The organism is Pseudomonas sp. DR208, assembly GCF_019823005.1.
Lineage (GTDB): Bacteria > Pseudomonadota > Gammaproteobacteria > Pseudomonadales > Pseudomonadaceae > Aquipseudomonas > Aquipseudomonas extremorientalis.
In genome coordinates this window covers 5,097,056-5,122,530 of sequence record NZ_CP081944.1, presented here as the reverse complement: position 1 = coordinate 5,122,530, position 25,475 = coordinate 5,097,056, and the positions used below count along the sequence as shown (strand labels likewise).

Genomic DNA, 25,475 nt, shown 5'->3' with positions numbered 1-25,475 from the left:
TCAAGGCAACAGCGATGAAAAACGAAAGCACACGGGGTAATACATGAAGATTCTGGTCACCGGCGCAAGCGGCTTCATCGGCGGGCGCTTTGCGCGTTTCGCCCTGGAGCAGGGCCTGGACGTGCGGGTCAACGGGCGACGTGCCGAAGGTGTGGAACACCTGGTCAGGCGCGGCGCCGAGTTTATCCAGGGTGATTTGAATGACGCCGACCTGGTACGCGATCTCTGCCGCGATGTCGAAGCCGTGGTGCATTGCGCCGGCGCCGTCGGGCTGTGGGGCAAGTATCAGGACTTTCATCAGGGCAATGTGCTGGTCACCGAAAATGTCGTCGAGGCCTGCCTCAAGGAGCGCGTGGGCCGTCTGGTGCACCTGTCGTCGCCGTCGATCTATTTCGATGGGCGCGATCACCTGGGGCTGACTGAAGAGCAAGTGCCCAAGCGCTTCAAGCACCCCTATGCCGCCACCAAGTACCTGGCCGAACAGAAGGTGTTCGGTGCCCAGGAGTTCGGCCTCGAAGTAGTGGCCCTGCGTCCGCGCTTCGTCACGGGCGCCGGTGACATGAGTATCTTCCCGCGCCTGCTGAAAATGCAGCGCAAGAATCGCCTGGCCATCGTCGGCGATGGTCTGAACAAGGTCGACTTCACCAGCGTGCACAACCTCAACGAAGCGCTGCTCAGCAGTTTGCTCGCCACGGGCTCGGCGCTGGGCAGGGCCTACAACATCAGCAACGGTACGCCAGTGCCGGTGTGGGATGTGGTGAACTACGTGATGCGCCAAATGGAGTTGCCGCAGGTGACGCGGTATCGGTCCTACGGTTTGTCCTACAGCGTGGCGGCACTCAACGAAGCGTTTTGCGCGATGTGGCCCGGTCGTCCCGAGCCGGCGTTGTCGCGCCTGGGCATGCAAGTGATGAACAAAGATTTCACCCTCGACATCAGCCGCGCCAGGCATTATCTGGACTACGAGCCCAAGGTCAGCCTGTGGACCGCCCTCGACGAGTTTTGCAGTTGGTGGAAGGCCCAGGACCCTGGGTTGAAGTAAGCACACAACAGGCAACACTTCGGGAACCGAATTCGGCGTTCCGGGTCGATCAGGGCGTCGGGAACGCGGTTTATACTCCCGTCGCTCGCCACCTCACCGATTCAGGGTTGATACATGCGCAACGATGCTAAAGACGATTTCGACAACGTTCCCAGCCTGCGGGCGGATGTCGGGGATGACGATGACTTCGAACCTACCCCGGCCACCTCAGTGCGTTCGCGTAACACCAAGGTGGTCAAGGTCAAGAGCGCCAGCACCGGCCCGTTGTGGGCCTTGATCGGCGCGCTGCTGATCGCCTTTGCGGGCCTGGCCTGGTGGAGCTTCCAGCAGATCTCCCTGATGGGCCAGCAGTTGGTGGCCACCCAGGAGAGCTTTGCGCGCATCAGCGAAGAAGCGGCGGGGCGCCTGCAGGATATTTCCGGCAAGGTGGTGGCCAGCGAGGCCAGCGTCAACAACGGCAGCGAAGCGCTGAAACTGCAGATCAAGCAGCTTGAAAGCCAGTTGCTTGAGCAGGGTAAACAGCAGATCGGCGTGGCCGGCCAGGCCACCGAGCTGGACAAGCGCCTGGCGCAAATGACCGCCAGCACCACCGACCTGTCCAACGCCAACAGCAAGCTGCAAGGCCAGGTCCAGGCGTTGACCGACGCCGTGGCGACCCTAAAGGCGGCGCAGGTTGACGCCGGCAAGCGCGATACAGAGATCAAGGAACTGGCCGCTGATGTGGCCGCCTTGAAGAAACAGGGCAACCCCAGCGCCGCCATCGCCCGGATCGAACAGGACCTCGTGGTGCTCAAGAGCGCCCAGGACAACGCGTCGGCCAACAGTGACGCGCCTACCAACAAGGAGTTCGACGTGTTCCGCATCCAGACCACGCGTAATATCACCACCTTGCAGAGCCAGGTGCAGAACCTCAACCAACAACTTAACGCGCCGGCGAGAGTTACCCCGCTCGGGCAATGAGGTCTCTTGTAGAAATGTCACCACTCGGTGACATTTCCCATCCCCTTCGTTACTTGCTCCCAGTGCGCCCTTGTTTAGACTCCGGTCATCCCACAAACAATAATAAGGGCCACCCATGACCACCCAACCACTGCCTGCCAGCAGTTGGCTGAACGCGCCTGCCCATCACGCCTGGCTCGCTGCCGAAGGCCAGCGCCTGCTGGCGTTTGCCAAGGCGTCTCGACTGCCCGATGGCTTTGGCAACCTGGACGACAAAGGCCGGCTGCCGGCCGATGCCCGCGCTGAAACCATGAACACCGCCCGCATGACTCACAGTTTCGCCATGGCCCACGCCATGGGGTTGCCTGGCTATGCCGAACTGATTGAACACGGGGTTGCCTCCCTCAACGGCCCGTTGCGCGACAGTGAGCATGGCGGCTGGTTCGCCGCACCCCACGCCGTCGACGGCAACCGTGGCAAGGCCGCGTACCTGCACGCCTTCGTGGCCCTGGCCGCCAGCTCTGCAGGGGTGGCGGGCGCTCCCGGCGCGCAACACTTGCTGAATGACGCCATCCATATCATCGACCAGTTCTTCTGGAGCGAAGAGGAGAGCGTGATGCTCGAGTCCTTTGCCCAGGACTGGAGCGGCGTCGAAGCCTATCGCGGCGCCAACAGCAACATGCACGCCACCGAAGCCTTCCTCGCCCTGGCCGATGTGACCGGCGATACACGTTGGTTGGACCGTGCGCTGCGGATCGTCGAGCGCGTGATCCATACCCATGCCGCCGGCAACCAGTTCATGGTGATCGAGCATTTCGATACAGGCTGGCAACCCTTGCTCGGTTACAACGAAGACAATCCCGCCGATGGCTTCCGCCCCTACGGCATTACCCCCGGCCATGGCTTCGAGTGGGCGCGGCTGGTGCTGCACCTTGAGGCCGCGCGCCTGCAAGCCGGGCTCGCCACCCCCGAGTGGCTGGTGACCGACGCCAAAGGCCTGTTCGCCAGTGCCTGCGAGTACGCCTGGGCGGTGGATGGTGCCCCCGGCATCGTCTACACCCTCGACTGGAACCACCGCCCGGTGGTACGCGAGCGCCTGCACTGGACCCATGCCGAAGCCAGCGCCGCTGCCCAGGCCCTGCTCAAACGCACCGGCGAATCGCATTACGAAACCTGGTACCGGCGCTTCTGGGAATTCTGCGAAACCCACTTCATTGACCGCATCAACGGCAGCTGGCACCACGAACTCAGCCCGCATAACCAACCCAGCAGCAAAATATGGGGTGGCAAGCCGGACCTGTACCATGCCTGGCAAGCGGTAGTGCTGCCTGCACTGCCCTTGGCACCCAGCATGGCCAGTGCCATCGGGGCTGGGCGCTATGTCACCAACTGGTGACATTTGTGCATCCCTTTGTTACCTGCGCCTCAAAAAACCCTGTTTAAACTCCGTGCAGCGCAAGCCTAAGACTTGCATGCATAACAACAAGAAAAGGTACTCAGATGAACGCGATTAATCGCCTCGCCGTCGCTATTTCCATTGCCTCGTTGTTTCCCCTCAGTGCATTTGCCGCCGACTCGAAAGGGACGGTTGAAGTTGTGCATTGGTGGACCTCGGGTGGTGAGAAGGCGGCTGTAGATGTCCTGAAGGCCCAAGTTGAGAAAGACGGCTTCACCTGGAAAGACGGTGCCGTCGCAGGTGGCGGTGGCGCCACGGCCATGACCGTGCTGAAAAGCCGCGCAGTCGCCGGCAACCCGCCAGGCGTTGCCCAGATCAAAGGCCCCGACATCCAAGAATGGGCGTCCACCGGCCTGCTCGACACCGACGTGCTCAAGGACGTCGCCAAAGAAGAAAAGTGGGACTCCCTGCTCGACAAGAAAGTCTCCGATACCGTGAAGTACGACGGTGACTACGTTGCCGTGCCGGTCAACATCCACCGCGTGAACTGGCTGTGGATCAACCCGGAAGTCTTCAAGAAAGCCGGTATCACCAAGAACCCGACCACCCTCGAAGAATTCTACGCCGCTGGTGACAAGCTGAAGAAAGCCGGCTTCATTCCGCTCGCCCATGGTGGCCAGCCTTGGCAGGACAGTACCGTGTTCGAGGCGGTGGTGCTTTCTGTGATGGGCGCCGATGGCTACAAGAAAGCCCTGGTCGACCTGGATAACGCTGCGCTGACCGGCCCGGAAATGGTCAAGGCCCTGACCGAGCTGAAAAAAGTCGCGACCTACATGGACGTTGACGGCAAAGGCCAGGACTGGAACCTCGAAGCAGGCAAGGTCATCAACGGCAAGGCCGGCATGCAGATCATGGGTGACTGGGCCAAGTCCGAATGGACCGCCGCCAAGAAGGTCGCCGGCAAAGACTATGAGTGCGTAGCCTTCCCGGGCACCGACAAAGCCTTCACCTACAACATCGACTCCCTGGCGGTGTTCAAGCAGAAAGACAAAGGCACTGCGGCGGGTCAGCAGGACATTGCCAGAGTCGTGCTGGGTGAAAACTTCCAGAAAGTGTTCAGCATCAACAAGGGTTCGATCCCTGTGCGTAACGACATGCTGAACAAAATGGAATCGTACGGCTTCGACTCCTGCGCCCAGACCGCTGCCAAGGACTTCCTGGCAGACGCCAAGACCGGCGGCCTGCAGCCAAGCATGGCGCACAACATGGCCACGACCCTGGCGGTGCAAGGTGCATTCTTTGACGTCGTGACCAACTACATCAACGACCCGAAAGCCGACCCGGCCGATACCGCCAAGAAACTCGGCGCTGCGATCAAGTCCGCCAAGTAACGGTTGACCTTATGGGGGGGACTCCCTTGCCCCCCATAAGGCGTGTTCCTGTAGTCCTTTTTCCCTGTACTGGATTTTCCCATGAGTTCTGTTGCTGTGTTCAGCAAAGCCTCGCCGTTCGATGCACTGCAGCGCTGGCTACCCAAACTGGTGCTGGCGCCCAGCATGTTCATCGTGTTGGTGGGCTTCTACGGCTACATCCTGTGGACGTTTGTACTCTCGTTCACCAATTCCACGTTCCTGCCAAGCTACAAATGGGCGGGCCTTGCGCAATACGCGCGGTTGTTCGACAACGACCGCTGGTGGGTGGCGAGCAAGAACCTGGCGGTGTTTGGCGGGATGTTCATCGGCATCACCCTGGTGATCGGGGTGACCCTGGCGATCTTCCTCGACCAGAAAATCCGTCGTGAAGGCTTTATCCGCACCATTTACCTGTACCCGATGGCGCTCTCGATGATCGTCACCGGTACGGCCTGGAAATGGCTGCTCAACCCGGGCATGGGCCTGGACAAACTCCTGCGTGACTGGGGCTGGGAAGGCTTCCGTCTCGACTGGCTGATCGACCCGGACCGCGTGGTCTACTGCCTGGTGATCGCCGCTGTATGGCAAGCCTCGGGCTTTATCATGGCGATGTTCCTCGCCGGCCTGCGTGGCGTGGATCAGTCGATTATCCGTGCCGCCCAGATCGACGGCGCGAGCCTGCCACGCATCTACTGGAGCGTGGTTCTGCCCAGCCTGCGTCCGGTGTTCTTCAGTGCGGTGATGATCCTGGCGCACATTGCGATCAAGAGCTTCGACCTGGTGGCGGCAATGACCGCCGGCGGCCCGGGCTACTCGTCCGACCTGCCTGCCATGTTCATGTACTCGTTCACCTTCAGCCGTGGCCAGATGGGCATGGGTTCGGCCAGTGCGATCCTGATGCTCGGTGCGATCCTGGCGATCATCGTGCCTTACCTCTACTCCGAGCTGAGGACCAAACGTCATGACTAGTCTCGCCTCCAAATCACCTGTCAGCCTGAGTCGCATCGCGATCTACGCGGTGCTGATCCTCGCCGTGCTGCTGTACCTGGTGCCGCTGGTGGTGATGCTGCTGACCAGCTTCAAAACCCCGGAAGACATCAGCACCGGCAACCTGCTGAGCTGGCCGACCGTGGTCTCCGGCATCGGCTGGGTCAAGGCCTGGGCCACTGTGGACGGTTACTTCTGGAACTCGATCAAGATCACCGTTCCGGCCGTACTGATCTCTACCGCCATCGGTGCGTTGAACGGCTATGTGCTGTCGTTCTGGCGCTTCAAAGGCTCGCAGTTGTTCTTCGGCTTGCTGCTGTTCGGTTGCTTCCTGCCGTTCCAGACCGTGCTGCTGCCGGCGTCGTTTACCCTCGGCAAGATGGGCCTGGCCAGCACCACCACCGGCCTGGTGTTTGTGCACGTGGTCTATGGCCTGGCGTTCACCACACTGTTCTTCCGTAACTACTACGTGAGCATCCCGGACGCGCTGATCAAGGCGGCACGCCTGGACGGTGCGGGTTTCTTTACCATCTTCCGTCAGATCATCCTGCCGATGTCGACGCCGATCATCATGGTCTGCCTGATCTGGCAGTTCACCCAGATCTGGAACGACTTCCTGTTCGGCGTGGTGTTCTCCAGTGGCGACTCCCAGCCCATCACGGTGGCGCTGAACAACCTGGTCAACACCAGCACCGGGGCCAAGGAATATAACGTGGATATGGCGGCGGCGATGATCGCCGGGCTGCCGACCCTGCTGGTCTATGTGATCGCAGGCAAGTATTTCGTGCGCGGCCTCACGGCCGGCGCGGTCAAGGGGTAATCATGGCTACGCTTGAACTTCGCAATGTAAACAAGACCTATGGCGCCGGCCTGCCCGACACCTTGAAGAACATCGAACTGTCGATCAAGGAAGGCGAGTTCCTGATCCTGGTCGGCCCTTCAGGGTGCGGCAAATCCACGCTGATGAACTGCATCGCCGGCCTTGAGACCATCACCGGCGGCGCGATCATGATCGGCGACCAGGACGTGAGCGGCATGAGCCCCAAGGACCGGGACATCGCCATGGTGTTCCAGTCCTACGCGCTGTACCCGACCATGAGCGTGCGCGAGAACATCGAGTTCGGCCTCAAGATCCGCAAGATGGCCCAGGCGGATATCGACGCCGAAGTGGCGCGGGTTGCAAAACTGCTTCAGATCGAACACCTGCTCAACCGCAAGCCGGGCCAGCTCTCCGGCGGCCAGCAACAGCGCGTGGCCATGGGCCGTGCCCTGGCGCGTCGGCCGAAGATCTACCTGTTTGACGAGCCGCTGTCCAACCTCGACGCCAAGCTGCGCGTCGAGATGCGTACCGAAATGAAGCTGATGCACCAGCGCCTCAAGACCACCACGGTCTACGTGACCCACGACCAGATCGAAGCGATGACCCTGGGCGACAAAGTGGCGGTGATGAAGGACGGCATCATCCAACAATTTGGTACGCCGAAAGAAATTTACAACGACCCGGCCAACCTGTTTGTGGCAAGCTTTATCGGTTCACCTCCCATGAACTTCGTTCCTATGCGCCTAAAACGCAAGGAAGGTCGTTTAGTCGCGCTGCTCGACAGCGGCCAGGCCCGTTGCGAATTGCCATTAGGCATGAACGACGCAGGTCTGGAGGACCGTGATGTGATTCTGGGCCTGCGCCCGGAGCAGATCGTGTTGGCGGCGGGTGAGGGCAACGGCTCGTCGAGCATTCGTGCTGAAGTCCAGGTCACCGAACCGACCGGTCCGGACACCCTGGTGTTCGTGCAGCTCAATGACACCAAGGTCTGCTGCCGTTTGGCGCCGGATGTGGCGCCCCAGGTCGGCGAGACCCTGACCCTGCAATTTGATCCGGCCAAGGTATTGCTGTTCGACGCCAACACTGGCGAACGCCTAGGCACTGCTTCTTCATTGCCCGCACAGGGGCATGCCGACAACGTGGCCCAATTCAAAGGCCGCTGAAGCAGCTAAGTTGTTGTTTCAAATAAAAAAGTAACCCGCGTTAGATAAAAACAGTTTAATAACAATAAAGACGAGGATGTAGGGATGAAAAAGCAACACAAAAACACTCGGCTGATCTGCCAAATGTCAGCTGCAGCAGCCCTGGTTTTGTCCGCCAATGCGATGGCGGCCGATGCATTCAGTGCTGATTCGAAGTGGATGACCGGCGATTGGGGTGGTGAGCGTACCAAGCTGATCGAGCAAGGTATCGACATCAAGGCTGACTACGTTGGGGAGATGGGCTACAACGCCAAGGGCGGTTACAACCACGACAAGACCGGTCGCTACTCTGACCAGTTCGGTCTCGGCGTGGCACTCGACCTGCAAAAACTGTGGGGCTGGGATAACACCCAGGCCAAGATCCAGTTGACCAACCGTAATGGCCAGAACATCTCCAACGACCGCATCGGCGATCCGCGTGCCGGTACCTTGAGCTCGTCTCAAGAAGTGTACGGCCGTGGCCATATGGTGCGTCTGACCCAGTTCTGGATCCAGCACCAGATGTTCGACAACAAGTTGGACGTGAAGCTTGGTTACTTCGGCGAAGGCGAAGACTTCAACACCTTCCCGTGCGACTTCCAGAACCTGTCGTTCTGCGGTTCGCAAGTGGGTAACTACGTCAACACCTGGTACAACTGGCCGGTCAGTCAGGCCGCGATCCGTGTGAAGTACAACATCACGCCTGAGCTGTATGCGCAGATCGGTGCGTACAACCAGAACCCCTCGCAGCTCGAGCACGGTAATGGCTTCAAGCTCAGCGGCAGCGGTACCAAGGGTACCGTGATCCCGGTGGAATTGGTCTGGTCGCCGAAGGTCAACAACCTGCCGGGCGAATACCGTGTGGGTTACTACAAGAGCGCGGCTGATGCCTCTGACGTCCGTGAAGACATCAACGGCAATGATGCTGCGACCACCGGCGCCGCCTACCGTACCCGCAGCAGCAAGAAAGGCTACTGGTTCGTTGCTCAACAGCAACTCACCACCCATAACGGCGATGCCTCCCGCGGCCTGAACATCGCGGCCAACGCCACCTTCCACGATAAGGAAACCAACCTGGTCGACAACTATCAGTCGCTCATGCTGGTGTACAAGGGCCCATTCGACGCGCGTCCGAAAGATGACGTCGGCATTGGTGTCGCGCGCCTGCACGTCAACGATGACGTGAAGAAAAACTCTGAACTGCTCAACGCCGCCAATGGTGTGAGCGACTATGACAATCCTCTCTACACGCCGATCCGTGAGACCGAGTACAACGTTGAAGTCAACTACGGTTTCCACGTCACCAACTGGCTGACCGTGCGTCCTAACCTGCAATACGTTGTCCAGCCTGGCGGCGTGGACAAAGTCGACAACGCGTTGGTGGCGGGCCTGAAAATTCAGTCTACGTTCTAACGCTGTTGCGATAAGCTCCTTCTCTCTGTGCGCATTTTGCGGGTAGCCATGGCTACCCGCTTTTTTTGGGTCGCACTGTGAAGACAATCAGGACCGTGGCACATGCATGAGCAACCGCTGCAACGCTTTTTCAAATCCCTGCGCGAGCGTCCGGTGTTCGCCTGGGAGCGTTTTCAGATGCGTGATGTGTTGGTGATCGATCATCCGCTGTGCCAGGCGGTGTTCAGTCGCCAGGGCGCGCAATTGCTGCACTTTCAGCCTACCGGCCAGAAACCATGGTTGTGGTGTGCCGCCAAGTGGCCGCAAGTCGGCGCCATCCGTGGAGGCGTGCCGGTGTGCTGGCCGTGGTATGGCCGCCACCCGAGTGAAAATGCCTGGCCATCCCATGGCTGGGCGCGCTTGATCGACTGGAAATTGCTCGACAGCAGCACTGACGACGACGGTGTGCGCCTGCACTGGCAATTGCAGCTGTGCGACTGGCAGGTCGACCTGCACGCGCACCTGGGCGAAACCTTGGAGCTGCGCCTGAGCACCGAGCATCAGGATGAGTTGCCGTGCCAACTGAGCCATGCATTGCACGCTTACTGGCGTATTGGTCATGTTGATGAGATAGCGCTGTCTGGGCTCGACGGTGCGCAAGGTTACGACCAGCTCAACCGGCAGGTCTGCCAGCAGGAGGGTGAGTTGCGGGTAGAAGGCGGTTGCCAGCGGGTGTTCCAGCACGAAGGCGAATTGCAACTCAAGGACCACGCCTGGCAGCGCGAACTGTGCATCGACACCGGCGACAGCGCCGACACGGTGGTGTGGCATCCGGGCAGCCGCCCGCTGTTGGGCGTGAGCTTCAACGAGGCGTCGGGGTTTGTGTGCGTGGAGTCGGCGATGGCCGGGGCGAGCCTGGCGCCGGGGGAGAGGGCGCATCTGAGCCTGCAGGCCAGGGCTGGGGTTTAGCGGGGTGGTTGATGGCCTCATCGGGGGCAAGCCCCCTCCCACATTTTGAATGTATTCACAGGTCGAAGTGTGTGAGGGGGCTTGCCCCCGATGAGGCCAGTACAGCCAACACAAAGGCCGGCTCAGTTGAATTCATCCCCCACCGGATACCGGCTGTCATTCAAGCTCTCTTTGATCTTGCGCAAATGCGGCTGGAAATCCACCCCGCGACGCAAGGTCATGCCGGTGGCCAATACGTCCAGCACCGTCAACTGGATGATCCGCGAGGTCATCGGCATGTAGATGTCGGTGTCTTCGGGCAGTGGAATGTTCAGGCTCACCGTGCTGGCCTTGGCCAGCGGCGAGTTTTCGGCGGTCACGCCCAACACTGAAGCGCCGTTTCCACGGGCGATGCGCGCCACTTCCACCAGCTCACGGGTACGCCCGGTGTAGGAAATGATCACGAACAACTCGCCGGTGTGTGCCACCGAGGCGATCATGCGCTGCATCAGCACGTCGGCATGGGCGGTGACCGCCAGGTTGAAGCGGAAGAACTTGTGCAGCGCATCCATCGCCACCGGGGCCGAAGCGCCCAGGCCGAAGAAGTGGATCTGCCGCGCCTGGATCAACAGGTCCACGGCCTTGCTGATCAGGGCCGGGTCCAGGGCCTGGCAGGCGCTGTCGAGCGACGCGATGGCGCTGCCAAAGATCTTCTGGGTGTAGGCCTCGGGGTTATCATCGGCTTCCACTGCGCGGCTGACATATGCCGCGCCGCTGGCCAGGCTTTGCGCCAGCTGCAATTTCAGTTCAGGGTAACCGCTCACGCCGAACGAACGGCAGAAACGGTTGACCGTCGGTTCACTGACCGAGGCGGCCTGGGCAAGGGCGGCGATGGAGAAGCGGGTCGCCTGCTGCGGGTTGAGCAGGATGACCTCGGCAACTTTTTTCTCGGCCTTGTTCAATTCTTCGAGGCGGTTCTGGATCTGTTCCAGAAGATTTCGCACGCGGTCCATTCAGTCTTTCCTTCGGGCGACGATGCAAATTAGGGTGGCAACCAATCGACGAGTGGCCTTTTGCGGTGGCCTATCCTACTGAGGGTAGCTGAACACCACCACTCGGAATGCGTATTTCGGGAAAATGTTGTGGTTATTACTACATTTTTCCTTGAGTGATGCCTTGAAAAAAGGTATTTGTAGCTTAACTTGATAAAAGAACAAACATCATGCCTTCGATAACCGTAGAACCCTGCACCTTTGCCCTGTTTGGCGCCTTGGGTGATCTGGCGCTGCGCAAGTTATTTCCTGCCCTCTATCAACTCGATGGCGCCGCGCTCCTGCACGACGACACGCGCATCCTGGCCCTGGCCCGCGAAGCCGGTTCCGAGCAACAGCACCTGGCGCACATTGAAAAAGAACTGCGTAAATACGTCGGCAAGGAACTGGACGAAACTATCGCCCAGCGTTTCCTGGCGCGCCTGACCTATGTTCACGTCGACTTCATGAAAGCCGATGACTACGTGGCCCTGGCGGAAATCGCCGGCACCGAACAACGCTTGATCGCCTACTTCGCCACACCGGCGGCGGTGTACGGCGCTATCTGCGAGAACCTGTCCAAGGTCGGCCTGGCGGACAACACCCGCGTGGTGCTGGAGAAACCGATTGGTTCGGACCTGGAGTCCTCGCGCAAGGTCAACGACGCCGTGGCCCAGTTCTTCCCGGAGAACCGCACCTACCGCATCGACCACTACCTGGGCAAAGAGACCGTCCAGAACCTGATCGCCCTGCGTTTCGCCAACAGCCTGTTCGAAACCCAGTGGAACCAGAATTACATCTCCCACGTGGAAATCACCGTGGCCGAGCAGGTCGGTATCGAAGGCCGTTGGGGCTACTTCGACAAGGCCGGCCAGTTGCGCGACATGATCCAGAACCACTTGCTGCAGCTGCTGTGCCTGATCGCCATGGACCCGCCGGCGGACCTGTCCGCCGACAGCATCCGTGACGAGAAGGTCAAGGTGCTCAAGGCCCTGGCGCCGATCAGCCCGGACGGCCTGACCACCCAGGTGGTGCGCGGCCAGTACATTGCCGGCTACAGCGCCGGCAAGCCGGTGCCGGGGTACCTGGAAGAAGAGAACTCCAACACCCAGAGCGACACCGAGACCTTCGTTGCCCTGCGTGCCGATATCCGCAACTGGCGTTGGGCCGGGGTGCCGTTCTACTTGCGCACCGGCAAGCGCATGCCGCAGAAGCTGTCGCAGATCGTCATCCACTTCAAGGAACCGTCCCACTACATCTTTGCCCCCGAGCAGCGCCTGCAGATCAGCAACAAACTGATCATCCGCCTGCAACCGGACGAGGGCATTTCCTTGCGCGTGATGACCAAGGAGCAGGGCCTGGACAAGGGCATGCAACTGCGCAGCGGCCCGTTGCAATTGAATTTTTCCGACACCTACCGCAGCGCCCGTATCCCGGATGCCTACGAGCGGTTGTTGCTGGAAGTGATGCGCGGCAATCAGAACCTGTTTGTTCGCAAAGATGAAATCGAAGCCGCGTGGAAGTGGTGTGACCAGCTGATCGCCGGGTGGAAAAAATCCGGTGATGCGCCCAAGCCGTACGCGGCCGGGTCCTGGGGGCCGATGAGCTCGATTGCACTGATCACGCGGGATGGGAGGTCGTGGTATGGCGATATCTGATTTGAAACTGCCCCAGGGCGTAACCCCGCACGAGTACCGCACCCCGGTGCTGTTGGCGGAAGGCCTGGCCAATGACGTGGCCGAGCAACTGCGCACGGCCATCAGTGCCCGTGGCGAAGCGACCCTGGTGGTGTCCGGTGGCCGCAGCCCCGTGGCGTTTTTCCAGCACCTGGCCAAGCAGGGCCTGGACTGGTCCAAGGTCACCATCACCCTGGCCGACGAGCGCTGGGTGCCGGTGGAACATGCTGACAGCAATGCCGGCCTGTTGAAGCAGCACCTGCTGCAAGGCCCGGCGGCCAAGGCCAGGTTCTTGAGCCTGTACAGCGCCGCGGCCAATCTTGAAGACGCAGCCGAGCAGGCCGATCGCCTGCTGGCCGAATTGCCAGCCATTGACGTGCTGGTGCTGGGCATGGGCGATGACGGCCACACCGCATCGCTGTTCCCCGACAGTCCCAACCTGGGCGAAGCGTTGAAGGCCAACGGTACCCGCCGTTGCTGGCCGATGCTGGCGCCGACCGTGCCGCACCAGCGCCTGACCATGAGTCGCGCGCTGCTGGCCACGGCGAACTACACCGTACTGTCGATTTCCGGCAGTTCGAAATTGACCACCTTGAGCGCCGCGCTGGTCAGCGATGACGTCGCTGCCATGCCGATTCGCGCGTTTCTGCAACCTACATTAGAGATTTACTGGTGCCCATGAGCCAAGGATCAGCCGCTATGAAAAGCCCTCAACCGACCGTGTCCATGGCGGATAAAGTTGCCCTGATCGACAGCCTCTGCGCCAAGGCGCGGATCCTGCCGGTGATCACCATCGCCCGCGAACAGGACATCCTGCCGCTGGCCGATGCCCTGGCAGCCGGCGGTTTGACCGCACTGGAAGTGACCCTGCGTTCGGAGTTCGGCCTCAAGGCCATTCAGGTACTGCGCGAACAACGCCCTGAACTGTGCACCGGTGCCGGCACCGTGCTGGACCGTCACATGCTCGAAGCAGCCGAAGTGGCCGGCTCGCAATTCATCGTCACCCCCGGCATTACCCGCGACTTGCTGGAAGCTTCGGTACACAGCCCGATCCCGCTGCTGCCGGGCATCAGCAATGCCTCCGGCATCATGGAAGGCTATGGCCTGGGTTATCGCCGCTTCAAGCTGTTCCCGGCGGAAGTCAGCGGCGGCGTGGCGGCGATCAAGGCCTTGGGCGGCCCGTTCGGCGAAGTGAAATTCTGCCCGACCGGCGGCGTGGGCCCGGCCAACATCAAAAACTACATGGCGTTGAAAAACGTGATGTGCGTGGGCGGTAGCTGGATGCTCGACCCGGAATGGGTCAAGAACGGCGACTGGGCCCGTATCCAGGAAGTTACCGCGCAGGCGCTGGCCCTGCTGGATTGATCTGCTTTTACTGAATCGTTGTTGCTGTGCTTGACGGCATTTTTGCGGTGCACTTGGTCGGTGTACCGCTTTTTTTTGTCTGTAGAAAAGGCGCTTAGCCGACGCTCAACTCGGTGATGGCTTTGATCAGCACGGCGATCTCGGTTGCCGACGTCACCAGCCCCGGTGTCACCCGGATACAGGTGCCGAACGACGCACCGGTTCGGGTAGTGACAAACAGGTTGTAGTCCTTGAGCAGTCTATCGACCATCGCCTGCTGATCCCGCCCGCTGAACTTGAACGCCGTAATCCCGCAATACACCCTCGGATCATCCGGCGTCAGCACCTCGATCCCCGGCAATGCCCGCACTTGGCTGACCCACAGGTCCCGCAGGTAATTCACCCGTGCGCCTTTTGCCGCCGAGCCACCTAATTGGCGATGCTCTTCAAACACCAGCGGCAAGGTCATCAGCGCCGGAAAGTTCGGCGTGCTGTAGGACGTACGCGCACGCACATCGGTGGCGTGGTAGTGAAACTCACCCATGTCCGGGTCGATATCGGCCAGGCGCTCCGGGGCGATGTACAGGAAGCCCAGGGTCAGTGGCGCGCCGATCCATTTGTGCAGGTTGAAGCCGGCAAACTGAATGCCCAGCTCGGCCAGATTGAACTCGATCTGGCCCAGGGCATGGGCACCGTCGAGGATCACGTCCACGCCATGCTCACGCGCCGCCCTGGCGACCGCTTCGACGGGCATCACCAGGCCGGTGCGGTGGGTGACGTGGGTCAGCGCCATCAGCTTCAGACGTGGGTACTGGACGAACGCATCAAGATACGTCTGCACCAGGCTGTCGAAACTGGCCGGGTGTACGTGGGACAGTTCGATCACCTCCACCCCGCGAACGCCGGCCAGCCAACGCATGGCACCCTTGACCGTGTCGTACTCCAGGTCACTGATCAGCACCTGGTCGCCCGGTTGCAGGCGGTTGTAGTTGCGGATCAGTGATTGCAAGGCTTCGGTGGCGTTGCGGGTAAAGGCCACCGACTCCGGGGCCACATCAATCAGCTCGGCCAGTTGCCGACGAATCTCGACGTTCTCGCCTCGCTCGAAGCGCTGGCGCACATGCAGCGAATTACTCTGGTTGATAAACGCAACCTGATCCAGGTAATGGGATTGCACCGTTCGGCTCATACGCCCGAAGTAACCGTTTTCCAGGTTGATCGGGCCGGGTTCCAGGGCGTAGCGCTCGGAAACAGCCTGCCAATGTTGTTCGTTGTCAGCATTGCGTGGCATTGGGGGCTCTCAATGGCGCGGGGCGGGTTTGCCGTGTTTGGCGCGTAGCGGTTCGAGCAATTCAGACAACCCGTTGCTGTCGATTTCCTGCATCAACGCCAGCAGACCACCCAGTTCGCCGTGGGGGAAACCTTCACGGGCGAACCAGTTGAGGTAGGGGCCGGGCAGGTCGGCGATGATCCGTCCCTTGTATTTGCCGAAGGGCATTTCGCGGGTGATCAGCAGTTCGAGTTTTTCGGGATTCATGAAGGCTCGGAGGGTTGAGTCGAGACCTTGGAAAATACAGGCATTCTGCATGAAGGCCAAATGACAGATCATGCAAATAACATACATACAGATGGTTCAATTAATCTTAAGTTATTGAAATATATATTGATTTTGTTTTTTGAAAACCTGGCACGGGCGCTGCAATCACTAATACAACCTTCTAACCCGTACAAGGAATTGAAAAATGACTGACATCAATAAAGAATCGATCTCCGTACTGAACGACCTGATCGAAACCAGCATCGACGGCCAAAAGGGTTTCAAGGAGTGCGCTGAAGACATCAAGCACCCAGAGCTCAAAGCCCTGTTCGCCAAGCGTTCCGCTGACTGCGCCACCGCTGCCGCCGAGCTGAAAACCGCCGTGCGTGCCCTGGGTGGCGATCCGGAAGATTCCGGCAGCGTTGCCGGCGCTTTGCACCGTGGTTGGGTCGACGTGAAGTCGATGCTCACCGGTAAAGATGAAGAAGCGGTGCTGAACGAAGCCGAGCGCGGTGAAGACCACGCACTGAAGGCTTACAAGGAAGCGATCGAGAAGATCAACAAGCACAACCTGCTGGGCATTCGTGACCTGGTTGAGCGTCAGTACCACGGCGTGCAACGCAACCACGACCAGGTGAAAGCCCTGCGTAACCAGGCTCGCGCTCAGTCGTAAGCCCTGCGCTGTAAAAGAATGTGGGAGGGGCTTGCCCCTCCCACATTTTTTTTGCGCAGACTTTAGCCAATGCTGATCGGGGGCAACTCGGTCAGCGTCACCACCTGCTGCTTGCGCGGCGCCAGGATTTCCGCCTCGCCATCCACTACCAACTCATCGCGCTGGTTGAACACGCGTGTGGCGATGCGCACGCGGAACTTCGGCAGCTTCTCGAGGATTTCCAGGCGCACGGTCAGGGTGTCGCCGATTTTCACTGGCTTCTGGAAGCTCATCTGCTGGCCGATGTAGATCGTGCCCGGCCCAGGCAGCTCGCAGGCAACGGCCGCGCTGATCAGGGCACCGCTGAACATGCCGTGGGCGATACGCTCCTTGAACATGGTCGCCTTGGCGTACTCGGCATCCAGGTGCACCGGGTTGTGATCGCCGGACATGGCGGCGAACAGCTGGATATCACGCTCTTCCACCAACTTGCTGTAACTGGCGGTCTGGCCGACTTCGAGGGCTTCGTACGGGGTGTTGGTTACCTGGGTCATCTAAACGTGCATCCTGTGGCTAATCGGTAATTTAACTGACTGATTTTAATCGAAAATTTATTCGCATCGCGTCGGTCTGCGCAAGATCAGGGCCTGGTCGAGCCAGCTCAGTACATCCGCCGTGACTTCATCACGGTTGGTTTCGTTGAACACTTCATGGCGCGCCTGCGGGTAGATATTCAGTTGCAAGTGCTGGCAGCCCGCTTCACGCAGGGCGTCGGCCAGGCTGTTGAGACGCTTGCCTTCGCTCACCGGATCACATTCGCCGCCCATCACCAGGATCGGCAGGCCCGGGTCGATCTGCGCGAGATTGGACGCTTTGCTGATTTGCTGCAAGCCGCCGAGCAAGTCGATCCACAGCTGGTTGGTGCAGCGGAACCCGCACAGCGGGTCGTTGATGTACTTGTCCACCTCGGCCGGGTCGCGACTGAGCCAATCGAAAGCGGTGCGATTGGGTTTGAACGCCTTGTTGAACGATCCAAACGACAGGAAATCGATCAGCGCACTGCGCCCGCGCAATCCCTGGCGCAGTCGTTCGATCCGTGCGATCAATCGCGCCGCGCGGTACAGCGCCACCGGCTGGAAATTCGAACCGCTGAGAATCGCCCCATCCAGGCTGGCACTGTGGTGCAGCAGATAGGCCTGGGCGATATAGCTGCCCATGCTGTGCCCCAGCAGGATGATCGGCAACCCCGGCTGCTGCTGGCCGATGTGCTGGTTGAGGCTGGCGAGGTCGCCCACCACCTTGTTCCAGCCGTCGTGCTCGGCGTACAGGCCCAGGGTGCCTTCGTCGGCGGTGCGGCCGTGACCCCGTTGGTCCGGCGCATATAAACCGTAGCCAGCGTCGCACAGGGCCTGCGCCAGGCGCGCATAGCGCCCGCTGTGCTCGGCCATGCCATGGGACAGCATCACCAGCGCCCTGGGCGGACCGTCGGGCATCCATTGATTGACGTACAGGCGGCTGCGGTCATTCGCGGTCAGCCAGAAGGAGGTGTGGTTCATGGCGGTTCCTTTGCTCAAGGTCTGCTCAAGGTCTGCTCAGCGTCGTTGCAGTGTATAGCTCATCCGCACGGCTGCGTCTGATCAGTGCGAAGCCTTGTAGGAAGATTCACGCAATTAATGACGCTCTTTCCTGTATTTGCCTGGTTGGCCATAGCTGCTAACGTCCCCAAAGCTCCGCTTTTCATAGCAGTCAGAAAGCGGCCGGACACACTCAGGTAAGAGGACAAGAATAATGCAACCTGATTTCTGGAATGACAAACGCGCAGCGGGCGTTCCCAACGACATTGACCTCTCTGCCTACAAGTCGGTGATCGAAGTCTTCGAGCGCTCCTGCAAGGCCTTCGCCGACCGTCCGGCATTCAGCAACATGGGCATCACCCTGACCTACGCCGAACTGGAACGCCAGAGCGCCGCGTTCGCCGGCTACCTGCAGCAGCACACCGACCTCAAGCCGGGCGAGCGCATCGCGGTGCAGATGCCCAACGTGCTGCATTACCCGATTGCGGTGTTCGGCGCCTTGCGCGCCGGGCTGATCGTGGTCAACACCAACCCGCTTTACACCCCGCGCGAGATGCGTCACCAGTTCAAGGACGCCGGCGTGCGTGCGCTGGTCTACCTCAACCTGTTCGGTTCGCGGGTGCAGGAGGTGTGCAGCGACACCGAGATCGACTACCTGATCGAAGCCAAGATGGGCGATTTCATGCCCGCTGCCAAAGGCTGGCTGATCAACACGGTGGTCGACAAGGTCAAGAAGATGGTGCCGGCCTACGACCTGCCGCGCGCGGTGTCATTCAAGCGCGCCCTGCACATGGGCGCGGGCCTGGGCGTGACCCGCCACCCCGTCACACTGGACGACATCGCGGTGCTGCAATACACCGGCGGCACCACCGGCCTGGCCAAGGGCGCGATGCTCACCCATGGCAACCTGGTGGCGAACATGCAACAGGTGCGCGCCTGTATGTCCCAGACCGGCGATGACGGTCATCCGCTGATCAAGGAAGGGCAGGAGGTGATGATCGCGCCGCTGCCGCTTTACCATATCTATGCCTTCACGGCGAATTGCATGTGCATGATGGTCTCGGGCAATCACAACGTGCTGATCACCAATCCGCGAGACATCGGCGGCTTCATCAAGGAACTGAAAAAGTGGCGGTTCACCGGGCTGCTGGGGCTCAACACGCTATTTGTGGCGTTGATGGACCACCCGGACTTCAAGACCCTGGACTTCTCCCACCTCAAGCTCACCAATTCCGGCGGCACTGCGCTGATCAAGGCCACGGCTGAACGCTGGCAGCAGATTACCGGTTGCGCGATTGGCGAGGGTTATGGCCTGACAGAAACCTCACCGGTGGCCAGCACCAACCCCTACGGCAGCAAATCCCGCCTGGGGACGGTGGGCATTCCGGTGCCGGGCACGGCGATGAAAGTGATCGATGATCAGGGTGTCGAGCTGCCATTGGGCGAGCGCGGTGAACTGTGTATCAAGGGCCCGCAGGTGATGAAGGGCTACTGGCAGCAGCCGGCCGCCACCTCCGAGGCGCTGGACGCCGAAGGCTGGCTCAAGACCGGTGATATCGCGGTGATCGATGACGATGGCTTTGTGCGCATCGTTGACCGTAAGAAAGACTTGATCATCGTCTCGGGCTTCAACGTGTATCCCAACGAAATCGAGGATGTCGTGATGGCCCACCCGGCGGTGGCCAACTGCGCGGTGATCGGCGTGCCGGATGAACGCACGGGGGAGGCGGTGAAGCTGTTCGTGGTGGCGCGTGCCCAAGGGGTGAGCCTTGAAGAGTTGAAGGCATACTGCAAGACCAACTTCACGGGGTACAAGGTGCCCAAGCACATCGTGTTGCGCGACTCGTTACCGATGACGCCGGTGGGCAAGATCTTGCGGCGTGAGTTGCGCGATATCGCTTGACCTGAAATATGCTGAAAAAAAAGTGGGAGGGGGCTTGCCCCCGATGGCGGTGGGTCAGTCACCAGATGCGTAGACTGAACCACTGCCATCGGGGGCAAGCCCCCTCCCACATTTGTACTGTGTTGTTCTGAAAGCCCCGTTCCAGAGCCATCTATGCCGCTATTTCAGCTTGGTTTAAAGTGTGACCAAATATTGTAGGACAGTCGTGTTTATGACCGTGACCCCCTCTTTTGGCTCTAGGCGGCCTTTGGCAAAGCTGCTACTCTCGGCGCGCTTTGTGACGTCTCGGCCTGCTTGAAAGCGCCAGATTCACCTAAAAAAACATACACCAATAATAATCGCATCAAATGCGATGATGAATTCGCGTCGCTGACGTCGCTGAGGAGTGGGCTTCCATGAACGAAGACTTTTGGAAGGATAAGTACCCCGCCGGGATTGCCGCAGAAATCAATCCAGACGAGTATCCGAATATTCAGGCGGTACTGAAGCAGTCCTGCCAGCGCTTCGCCAACAAACCGGCTTTCAGCAACCTGGGCAAGACCATCACCTACGGTGAATTGTACGAACTGTCCGGCGCCTTCGCCGCGTACCTGCAACAGCACACCGACTTGAAGCCCGGCGACCGAATCGCGGTGCAACTGCCCAACGTCCTGCAATACCCGGTCGCCGTGTTCGGCGCCATCCGCGCCGGCCTGATCGTGGTCAACACCAACCCGCTGTACACCGCGCGGGAAATGGAACACCAATTCAACGACTCTGGCGCCAAGGCCCTGGTGTGCCTTGCCAACATGGCGCACCTGGCGGAAAAGGTCGTGCCCAAGACCGCCGTCAAGCATGTGATCGTCACCGAAGTCGCCGACCTGTTGCCGCCGCTCAAGCGCCTGCTGATCAACAGCGTTATCAAGTACGTGAAGAAAATGGTCCCGGCCTATCACCTGCCCAAGGCGATCAAGTTCAACGACGTGCTGGCCAAGGGGCACGGCCAACCGGTCAGCGATGCCAGCCCGGCCAGCAGCGATGTGGCCGTGCTGCAATACACCGGCGGCACCACCGGCGTCGCCAAGGGCGCGATGCTCACCCATCGCAACCTGGTCGCCAACATGTTGCAGTGCAAGGCGCTGATGGGCTCCAACCTAAATGAAGGCTGCGAGATCCTGATCACGCCGCTGCCGCTTTACCACATTTACGCGTTCACCTTTCATTGCATGGCGATGATGCTGATCGGCAACCACAACATCCTGATCAGCAACCCGCGCGACCTGCCGGCGATGGTCAAGGAACTGTCGAAGTGGAAGTTCAGCGGCTTTGTCGGCCTGAACACGCTGTTTGTGGCGCTGTGCAACAACGAGGCGTTCCGCAAGCTGGATTTCTCTGCGCTGAAAGTCACCCTGTCCGGCGGCATGGCCCTGCAACTGGCGGCGGCCGAGCGTTGGAAGGCCGTGACCGGCTGTGGCATCTGCGAAGGCTACGGCATGACCGAGACCAGCCCGGTGGCCACGGTCAATCCGATCCAGCATATCCAGATCGGCACCATCGGCATCCCGGTGCCGTCCACCGTCTGCAAAGTCATCGCCGACGACGGCACCGAACTCGCACTGGGTGAAACCGGCGAGCTGTGCGTCAAAGGTCCGCAAGTGATGAAGGGCTACTGGCAGCGCCAGGACGCCACCGACGAGATGCTCGACAGCGAAGGCTGGCTCAAGACCGGTGACATCGCGATCATCCAGCCGGACGGCTACATGCGCATCGTCGATCGCAAGAAAGACATGATCCTGGTCTCGGGCTTCAACGTGTACCCCAACGAGCTGGAAGACGTACTGGCGGGCCTGCCGGGCGTGCTGCAGTGCGCGGCCATTGGTGTGCCGGACGAGAAGTCCGGGGAGCACATCAAGCTTTTTATCGTGGTCAAGCCGGGTGCCACCCTGACCAAGGACCAAGTGATGGAGCATATGCGCGCCAATGTCACGGCCTATAAAGTGCCCAAGGCTGTCGAGTTCCGCGATGCCCTGCCGACCACCAACGTAGGCAAGATCCTGCGGCGTGAGCTGCGTGATGAAGAATTGAAAAAGCTGGGCGTTAAAAAGTAAAAAGCCATTCGTTTCATGCAAACCCGTACTTCGGCGAAGTACGGGTTTTTTATTGGCTGCTGTTTGTTCGAGTGCTTGTGTTGATTAGTTGCATAGGGCCACTACTGCGGCGAATAGATATACAAATCGGCCTTTTTTGCCCCTCGGTACATAAATGCAAAAGTTGCCGGTGTACCGACTTTCCGCCAGCCCTGTTGGACGTGCGCGCCTGTTGAACCGATTTACACCCGTGGACCTACCAAATCTTGTAGTTGAGCGTAATCGCCATGTGCTCTAAAACTCTCAGGGCTGTTTTAGGGGCGACACAATGTCGCATTTGTTTATTGAATGCGTCAGCCCCCGAAAAGTGATAGCCGATAACGGCATTCAAATATTCGAGGAAATCACTATGAATAACGCAACTAACGAAACATTCGCACTTGATGCTTCTGCTGTAGATGCGTTTGCCGACATCCTGAACGATGAAGGTCAAATGCGTGCTGGCTTCGTTATTCACGAATCCAACAACAATATCTCCGCTGATATTGAAGACGCCGGTAAGTAACACGCTGCGTGCTATTCGATTGTTCGGATAGCACGCAACTAGCGATCAGTATTTCAACGGGCTTCTTTATGTATCGCATGACCTCAAGTTTGCGTAAGGCCTCATTGTCCGACACGTTGACCCACGCCAGGAAACTTGCCGTGGAGTTTGGTATCACGCGTGTCACCAATACCACGTGGCTGGACAAGATTGGTATTCCCGTATTTGCCAGTATTCGACCCGATGCGGTTGAGGGCTCGCTCTGTGTCAGTGCCGGGAAAGGCATGCGCATGGAAGAGGCACGCGTGGGTGCCTACATGGAGGCCATCGAGTTTGCCATCGCCGAATACCGCAATAGAAACATCGACGTATTTGTCTCCACGCCTCGCAAGGTCGCGGCACAAGCCGGCTTTGTCCACGATTTCGTTGATTTCTGCCCGATCCTCGGGGCGCCGATCGATCCCGACGGGCCCTTGGCGTGCGTCCATGCGCAGGACATCGCCACCGGACAGACCTTCGCCGTACCGGCCGAGCTGATTTTTTCACCGTTCAGCGAAAACCAGGGGCAGCGTATTTTCGGCACCAGCACCAACGGTCTGAGCTCTGGCAATACCGTGGACGAGGCCAGCGTGCATGGCATCGCCGAAATCGTCGAGCGCGACGTGCAAGCGTTCAATTTCATGAAAGACACCTCGCGCCTGATCTTGCGCGATTGTGCGGTGCAAACCCTGGACCCGTTGTTTACCAGGGTCGAGGCCGCCGGATTGAGCGCCGTCGTACGCTACACCCCCAGCGTGATCGGGCTGCCCTATGTCCAGGGGTTCATCATGGAACCGTCCGACGATGCGCCCATTGCCATCTCTTGCGGTTCGGGCTTGCACCTGTGTCGCGACATTGCTGCCGTTCGGGGACTCGCCGAGGCCGCGCAGTCACGGCTTTCCTACATACACGGTGGCCGGGACGATCTGATCGAGCGTTTCAAGTATTTCAGCGCGAGTGATCGCCAGGCCGAGCTTGACGCCGTTGCGCGCTTGCGCGGTCACGTCAACGACGCGCACCAGGCCATTGCCTACTCCGACATCGAGGATGCCAACTCGCAGATCCATAGCATTGATTCAGCGTTGGAGTGCCTGCTCGATCGCCTGCGCAGCGCAGGGTTTGGCCAGGTGCTGCGGGTGGTGCTGAGTAAAAATGATTCACCGTTAGCGGTGGTCAAGATCGTTATCCCAGGCATGGAGTCGTTCCAGCCGGCACTCAAGCGCGCAGGTCCTCGCCTGTCCCGCTATATCGCACGCTAGGGTAGGAGCACGCATGAAGCTGCATTTATTCGTAGGGCCGACGGCATCCGGGATGGAGCAGGTCTTGGCCGGGCACGCTGACGTAGTGGTGCATGCGCCGGCCAGGCGCGGTGACATCCAGGCCCTGGTCGCACAGAACCCGCAGCCGGGCTGTATCGCCATCGTGGATGGTACGTTCCACAGCTTCCCTTCCGTAGGGCATATCGAAATTCGCCGTGCGATCCAGAATGGCTGGCAGGTATGGGGCCTGGCTTCCATGGGGGCGATCAGGGCCGGCGAAATGCGCTTTCTCGGCATGCAAGGCTATGGAGTTGTTTATGGTCATTACCGTGACGACCCGGAGTTCGACGACGATGAGGTCACGCTGGTGCATGAAATTGACGCACCCTATCGCGCGATGTCCGAGCCACTGATTCATCTGAGGGGGTTCGTCAGCGCCCTGCAGGACCAGCAGAAGATTTCCACGCATCATGCACAGGCCATCATTCAGGAGCTCAAGGAACGTTGGTACGCCGAGCGAACCTTGTCGCGGTTGAAGAAACTGTTGTTGGCGACCGGTCAGATGACGCGCCAGGACGTGGATGAGGCCCTGGGTGGCTTCAACGGATACCGCGTCAAAAGCCAGGACTTGCAAGGCTTCCTGGCGTCTCGCTGCTGGCGCGCCGAAAAAGCGGTGGGTTGAGCGGCCTATGACCCCGGACACGTTTTTCCACACGATTGGCGGCCTGCCTTTTATCAATGAAGGTGTGCGGCCGGCGACCTTGCTGACCGCTGTTGCCTGTAGCCGTCGTAACGCGGCGCCGCAGGCCCATGACGCGTTGACCGATTACCTGGAGCCGGTCAATGCCCGTGCGCTGTTCAAGCGCTTGGCCGCCAGCCAGGTCGAGGAATTCGACTCGACAGCCTGTTCGGCCGTGGAGCAACAGAGCATCCAGTCCGCCACGGCCAACATCTGCCGGGTGAGCCCCGCCTGGCGCAGCTTTTTCAACATTCCCATTCGCTACTGCAAGTTGTTGCAACCCATGAGCAGCTCCACCAGTGCGTTGATCCCCCAGACCATTTACCTGGGCGAACAAGCCTTCGACTCGGCCATTCCCCTGGAAGAAACCCTGGTGCATGAGCACGCGCATATCTGGCTGAACTTCGTGATGGAGGTTTATGACCTGCAAACGTCGCAGGCGCCCAGGGACTATGTGCTGCCATCGGGCACCCGTGGCAAGACGTTGCGTGGCGTGATGGCGGCCGCGCACTTTGCCGCCGCGGCCTTGAGGTATTACCGCGATGTGTCCGGCGCGGCGGCAGGCACCCCGCGCCAGGTGTACCTGCAACGTTATCTGGCCGGTTGCCTGGAGATTGCCGCCGAACGCCCGTATTTCACGCCGATGGGCCGCTTGGTGTTCAACGCACTGAGTGACTGCCATCACGACCTGATTGTGTCCTCGCAAGGAAACCCGACATGCCCCAAATCGTTATTGCCAGCCAGTTCGCCGACCTGACCAATGGTCGGAAAACCTGGACGCTGCCCTGTGCAAACGCTCTGCAACTGATGGAAGGCCTGCGCGCTGACGAGCCCCTGCTGTATAGCGCCATCGTCGAAGGCGAATACCGCCTCAAGCCTTTTATCAGCCTGGTGATCGATGACATCCCTTACGCCGATGAAGAACAGTGGAGTGAAATCCCCCTGAGCGCGCATTCCACTGCCCTGATCATCAGCGCTGTGGCGGGAGGCTGAT

25 protein-coding genes are annotated in these 25,475 nt (G+C 59.9%); 20 read left to right on the top strand and 5 right to left on the bottom strand.

What is annotated here, in order from left to right:
* Nucleotides 1-43 precede the first annotated feature (43 nt).
* From K5K89_RS23035 to K5K89_RS22995, 9 genes are all read left to right on the top strand, one after another.
* Complete coding sequence (locus K5K89_RS23035) at nt 44-1,042, top strand: NAD-dependent epimerase/dehydratase family protein (RefSeq protein WP_071489438.1); 999 nt, start codon at nt 44-46, stop codon at nt 1,040-1,042.
* A gap of 114 nt (nt 1,043-1,156) precedes the next feature.
* Nucleotides 1,157-2,002 carry an ATPase gene (locus K5K89_RS23030; RefSeq protein WP_071489439.1) on the top strand — a complete coding sequence of 282 codons (846 nt, stop codon included), beginning with the start codon at nt 1,157-1,159 and terminating at the stop codon, nt 2,000-2,002.
* A gap of 115 nt (nt 2,003-2,117) precedes the next feature.
* Nucleotides 2,118-3,377 carry an AGE family epimerase/isomerase gene (locus K5K89_RS23025; RefSeq protein ID WP_222540333.1) on the top strand — a complete coding sequence of 420 codons (1,260 nt, stop codon included), beginning with the start codon at nt 2,118-2,120 and terminating at the stop codon, nt 3,375-3,377.
* A 104-nt stretch (nt 3,378-3,481) separates the two neighbouring features.
* A complete protein-coding gene (locus tag K5K89_RS23020) occupies nt 3,482-4,768 on the top strand; it encodes an ABC transporter substrate-binding protein (RefSeq protein WP_222540332.1) in 1,287 nt (428 codons plus the stop codon).
* 81 nt (nt 4,769-4,849) lie between these two features.
* On the top strand, nt 4,850-5,758 hold the full coding sequence (locus K5K89_RS23015) for a carbohydrate ABC transporter permease (protein ID WP_071489442.1): 909 nt from the start codon (nt 4,850-4,852) through the stop codon (nt 5,756-5,758).
* Nucleotides 5,751-6,596, top strand: coding sequence for a carbohydrate ABC transporter permease (locus tag K5K89_RS23010; RefSeq protein ID WP_071489443.1), 846 nt, complete (start codon nt 5,751-5,753; stop codon nt 6,594-6,596). The genes K5K89_RS23015 and K5K89_RS23010 overlap by 8 nt, the downstream gene beginning before the upstream one ends.
* A gap of 2 nt (nt 6,597-6,598) precedes the next feature.
* On the top strand, nt 6,599-7,759 hold the full coding sequence (locus K5K89_RS23005; protein ID WP_071489444.1) for an ABC transporter ATP-binding protein: 1,161 nt from the start codon (nt 6,599-6,601) through the stop codon (nt 7,757-7,759).
* Nucleotides 7,760-7,843: 84 nt separating this feature from the next.
* Nucleotides 7,844-9,190, top strand: coding sequence for a carbohydrate porin (locus K5K89_RS23000; protein WP_222540331.1), 1,347 nt, complete (start codon nt 7,844-7,846; stop codon nt 9,188-9,190).
* 102 nt (nt 9,191-9,292) lie between these two features.
* Entirely contained in the window at nt 9,293-10,138 is an 846-nt protein-coding gene (locus K5K89_RS22995) for a D-hexose-6-phosphate mutarotase (protein WP_071489446.1), read from the top strand.
* A gap of 122 nt (nt 10,139-10,260) precedes the next feature.
* Here K5K89_RS22995 and K5K89_RS22990 read toward each other — a convergent pair whose 3' ends face one another.
* Complete coding sequence (locus K5K89_RS22990; RefSeq protein ID WP_170856097.1) at nt 10,261-11,121, bottom strand: MurR/RpiR family transcriptional regulator; 861 nt, start codon at nt 11,119-11,121, stop codon at nt 10,261-10,263.
* A gap of 218 nt (nt 11,122-11,339) precedes the next feature.
* Between K5K89_RS22990 and zwf the strand changes: the two genes are divergently transcribed.
* Genes zwf through K5K89_RS22975 form a run of 3 tightly spaced genes read left to right on the top strand, consistent with a single transcriptional unit; the run spans nt 11,340 to nt 14,189 of the window.
* Nucleotides 11,340-12,806: a glucose-6-phosphate dehydrogenase gene (zwf, locus tag K5K89_RS22985; RefSeq protein ID WP_071489447.1), complete on the top strand. Its 1,467-nt coding sequence runs from the start codon at nt 11,340-11,342 to the stop codon at nt 12,804-12,806.
* Nucleotides 12,793-13,506, top strand: coding sequence for a 6-phosphogluconolactonase (gene pgl / locus K5K89_RS22980; protein WP_222540330.1), 714 nt, complete (start codon nt 12,793-12,795; stop codon nt 13,504-13,506). Before zwf ends, pgl begins: the two co-directional genes overlap by 14 nt.
* Before the next feature lie 17 nt (nt 13,507-13,523).
* Complete coding sequence (locus tag K5K89_RS22975) at nt 13,524-14,189, top strand: bifunctional 4-hydroxy-2-oxoglutarate aldolase/2-dehydro-3-deoxy-phosphogluconate aldolase (RefSeq protein ID WP_026013852.1); 666 nt, start codon at nt 13,524-13,526, stop codon at nt 14,187-14,189.
* 94 nt (nt 14,190-14,283) lie between these two features.
* Here K5K89_RS22975 and K5K89_RS22970 read toward each other — a convergent pair whose 3' ends face one another.
* Nucleotides 14,284-15,459: an aminotransferase class V-fold PLP-dependent enzyme gene (locus K5K89_RS22970; protein ID WP_222540329.1), complete on the bottom strand. Its 1,176-nt coding sequence runs from the start codon at nt 15,457-15,459 to the stop codon at nt 14,284-14,286.
* Between the two features lie 9 nt (nt 15,460-15,468).
* On the bottom strand, nt 15,469-15,705 hold the full coding sequence (locus tag K5K89_RS22965) for a DUF3820 family protein (RefSeq protein WP_010208204.1): 237 nt from the start codon (nt 15,703-15,705) through the stop codon (nt 15,469-15,471).
* 205 nt (nt 15,706-15,910) lie between these two features.
* On the opposite strand from K5K89_RS22965, the gene K5K89_RS22960 reads away from it, so the two are divergent.
* Entirely contained in the window at nt 15,911-16,378 is a 468-nt protein-coding gene (locus K5K89_RS22960) for a ferritin-like domain-containing protein (RefSeq protein ID WP_010208206.1), read from the top strand.
* Between the two features lie 62 nt (nt 16,379-16,440).
* Here K5K89_RS22960 and K5K89_RS22955 read toward each other — a convergent pair whose 3' ends face one another.
* Nucleotides 16,441-16,911, bottom strand: coding sequence for a MaoC family dehydratase (locus tag K5K89_RS22955; protein ID WP_010208208.1), 471 nt, complete (start codon nt 16,909-16,911; stop codon nt 16,441-16,443).
* Between the two features lie 57 nt (nt 16,912-16,968).
* On the bottom strand, nt 16,969-17,913 hold the full coding sequence (locus K5K89_RS22950) for an alpha/beta hydrolase (RefSeq protein WP_222540328.1): 945 nt from the start codon (nt 17,911-17,913) through the stop codon (nt 16,969-16,971).
* 232 nt (nt 17,914-18,145) lie between these two features.
* On the opposite strand from K5K89_RS22950, the gene fadD2 reads away from it, so the two are divergent.
* The 7 genes from fadD2 to K5K89_RS22915 all read left to right on the top strand — a co-directional run bounded on the left by fadD2 (nt 18,146) and on the right by K5K89_RS22915 (nt 25,474).
* Complete coding sequence (gene fadD2 / locus K5K89_RS22945) at nt 18,146-19,834, top strand: long-chain-fatty-acid--CoA ligase FadD2 (RefSeq protein WP_071489451.1); 1,689 nt, start codon at nt 18,146-18,148, stop codon at nt 19,832-19,834.
* Nucleotides 19,835-20,229: 395 nt separating this feature from the next.
* Nucleotides 20,230-21,921, top strand: a complete 1,692-nt coding sequence (fadD1, locus tag K5K89_RS22940) for a long-chain-fatty-acid--CoA ligase FadD1 (protein WP_071489452.1) — start codon at nt 20,230-20,232, stop codon at nt 21,919-21,921.
* A gap of 388 nt (nt 21,922-22,309) precedes the next feature.
* Nucleotides 22,310-22,465: a hypothetical protein gene (locus tag K5K89_RS22935; protein ID WP_156792150.1), complete on the top strand. Its 156-nt coding sequence runs from the start codon at nt 22,310-22,312 to the stop codon at nt 22,463-22,465.
* 68 nt (nt 22,466-22,533) lie between these two features.
* Nucleotides 22,534-23,742 (top strand): YcaO-like family protein, encoded by a 1,209-nt coding sequence (locus tag K5K89_RS22930; protein ID WP_315901965.1) that lies wholly within the window; start codon nt 22,534-22,536, stop codon nt 23,740-23,742.
* A 13-nt stretch (nt 23,743-23,755) separates the two neighbouring features.
* Nucleotides 23,756-24,424, top strand: a complete 669-nt coding sequence (locus K5K89_RS22925; protein ID WP_222540326.1) for a TfuA-like protein — start codon at nt 23,756-23,758, stop codon at nt 24,422-24,424.
* A gap of 7 nt (nt 24,425-24,431) precedes the next feature.
* The gene (locus K5K89_RS22920) at nt 24,432-25,238 is read left to right on the top strand and encodes an aKG-HExxH-type peptide beta-hydroxylase (protein ID WP_071489456.1); all 807 of its coding nucleotides are present in this window, start codon (nt 24,432-24,434) and stop codon (nt 25,236-25,238) included.
* Nucleotides 25,199-25,474, top strand: a complete 276-nt coding sequence (locus K5K89_RS22915) for a MoaD/ThiS family protein (protein WP_222540325.1) — start codon at nt 25,199-25,201, stop codon at nt 25,472-25,474. Before K5K89_RS22920 ends, K5K89_RS22915 begins: the two co-directional genes overlap by 40 nt.
* Nucleotide 25,475 lies beyond the last annotated feature (1 nt).

Bases quoted from the DNA above. Each gene is read 5' to 3' on its own strand.
- zwf (WP_071489447.1), top strand. From the start codon at position 11,340: ATGCCTTCGATAACCGTAGAACCCTGCACCTTTGCCCTGTTTGGCGCC.
- K5K89_RS23015 (WP_071489442.1), top strand. From the start codon at position 4,850: ATGAGTTCTGTTGCTGTGTTCAGCAAAGCCTCGCCGTTCGATGCACTG.
- K5K89_RS22960 (WP_010208206.1), top strand. From the start codon at position 15,911: ATGACTGACATCAATAAAGAATCGATCTCCGTACTGAACGACCTGATC.
- K5K89_RS23010 (WP_071489443.1), top strand. From the start codon at position 5,751: ATGACTAGTCTCGCCTCCAAATCACCTGTCAGCCTGAGTCGCATCGCG.
- K5K89_RS23005 (WP_071489444.1), top strand. From the start codon at position 6,599: ATGGCTACGCTTGAACTTCGCAATGTAAACAAGACCTATGGCGCCGGC.
- K5K89_RS23000 (WP_222540331.1), top strand. From the start codon at position 7,844: ATGAAAAAGCAACACAAAAACACTCGGCTGATCTGCCAAATGTCAGCT.
- fadD1 (WP_071489452.1), top strand. From the start codon at position 20,230: ATGAACGAAGACTTTTGGAAGGATAAGTACCCCGCCGGGATTGCCGCA.
- K5K89_RS23035 (WP_071489438.1), top strand. From the start codon at position 44: ATGAAGATTCTGGTCACCGGCGCAAGCGGCTTCATCGGCGGGCGCTTT.
- K5K89_RS22920 (WP_071489456.1), top strand. From the start codon at position 24,432: ATGACCCCGGACACGTTTTTCCACACGATTGGCGGCCTGCCTTTTATC.
- K5K89_RS23025 (WP_222540333.1), top strand. From the start codon at position 2,118: ATGACCACCCAACCACTGCCTGCCAGCAGTTGGCTGAACGCGCCTGCC.
- fadD2 (WP_071489451.1), top strand. From the start codon at position 18,146: ATGCAACCTGATTTCTGGAATGACAAACGCGCAGCGGGCGTTCCCAAC.
- K5K89_RS22970 (WP_222540329.1), bottom strand. From the start codon at position 15,459: ATGCCACGCAATGCTGACAACGAACAACATTGGCAGGCTGTTTCCGAG.
- K5K89_RS22925 (WP_222540326.1), top strand. From the start codon at position 23,756: ATGAAGCTGCATTTATTCGTAGGGCCGACGGCATCCGGGATGGAGCAG.
- K5K89_RS22975 (WP_026013852.1), top strand. From the start codon at position 13,524: ATGAAAAGCCCTCAACCGACCGTGTCCATGGCGGATAAAGTTGCCCTG.
- K5K89_RS22950 (WP_222540328.1), bottom strand. From the start codon at position 17,913: ATGAACCACACCTCCTTCTGGCTGACCGCGAATGACCGCAGCCGCCTG.
- K5K89_RS23020 (WP_222540332.1), top strand. From the start codon at position 3,482: ATGAACGCGATTAATCGCCTCGCCGTCGCTATTTCCATTGCCTCGTTG.
- K5K89_RS22955 (WP_010208208.1), bottom strand. From the start codon at position 16,911: ATGACCCAGGTAACCAACACCCCGTACGAAGCCCTCGAAGTCGGCCAG.
- K5K89_RS22930 (WP_315901965.1), top strand. From the start codon at position 22,534: ATGTATCGCATGACCTCAAGTTTGCGTAAGGCCTCATTGTCCGACACG.
- K5K89_RS22935 (WP_156792150.1), top strand. From the start codon at position 22,310: ATGAATAACGCAACTAACGAAACATTCGCACTTGATGCTTCTGCTGTA.
- K5K89_RS23030 (WP_071489439.1), top strand. From the start codon at position 1,157: ATGCGCAACGATGCTAAAGACGATTTCGACAACGTTCCCAGCCTGCGG.
- K5K89_RS22995 (WP_071489446.1), top strand. From the start codon at position 9,293: ATGCATGAGCAACCGCTGCAACGCTTTTTCAAATCCCTGCGCGAGCGT.
- K5K89_RS22965 (WP_010208204.1), bottom strand. From the start codon at position 15,705: ATGAATCCCGAAAAACTCGAACTGCTGATCACCCGCGAAATGCCCTTC.
- K5K89_RS22915 (WP_222540325.1), top strand. From the start codon at position 25,199: ATGCCCCAAATCGTTATTGCCAGCCAGTTCGCCGACCTGACCAATGGT.
- pgl (WP_222540330.1), top strand. From the start codon at position 12,793: ATGGCGATATCTGATTTGAAACTGCCCCAGGGCGTAACCCCGCACGAG.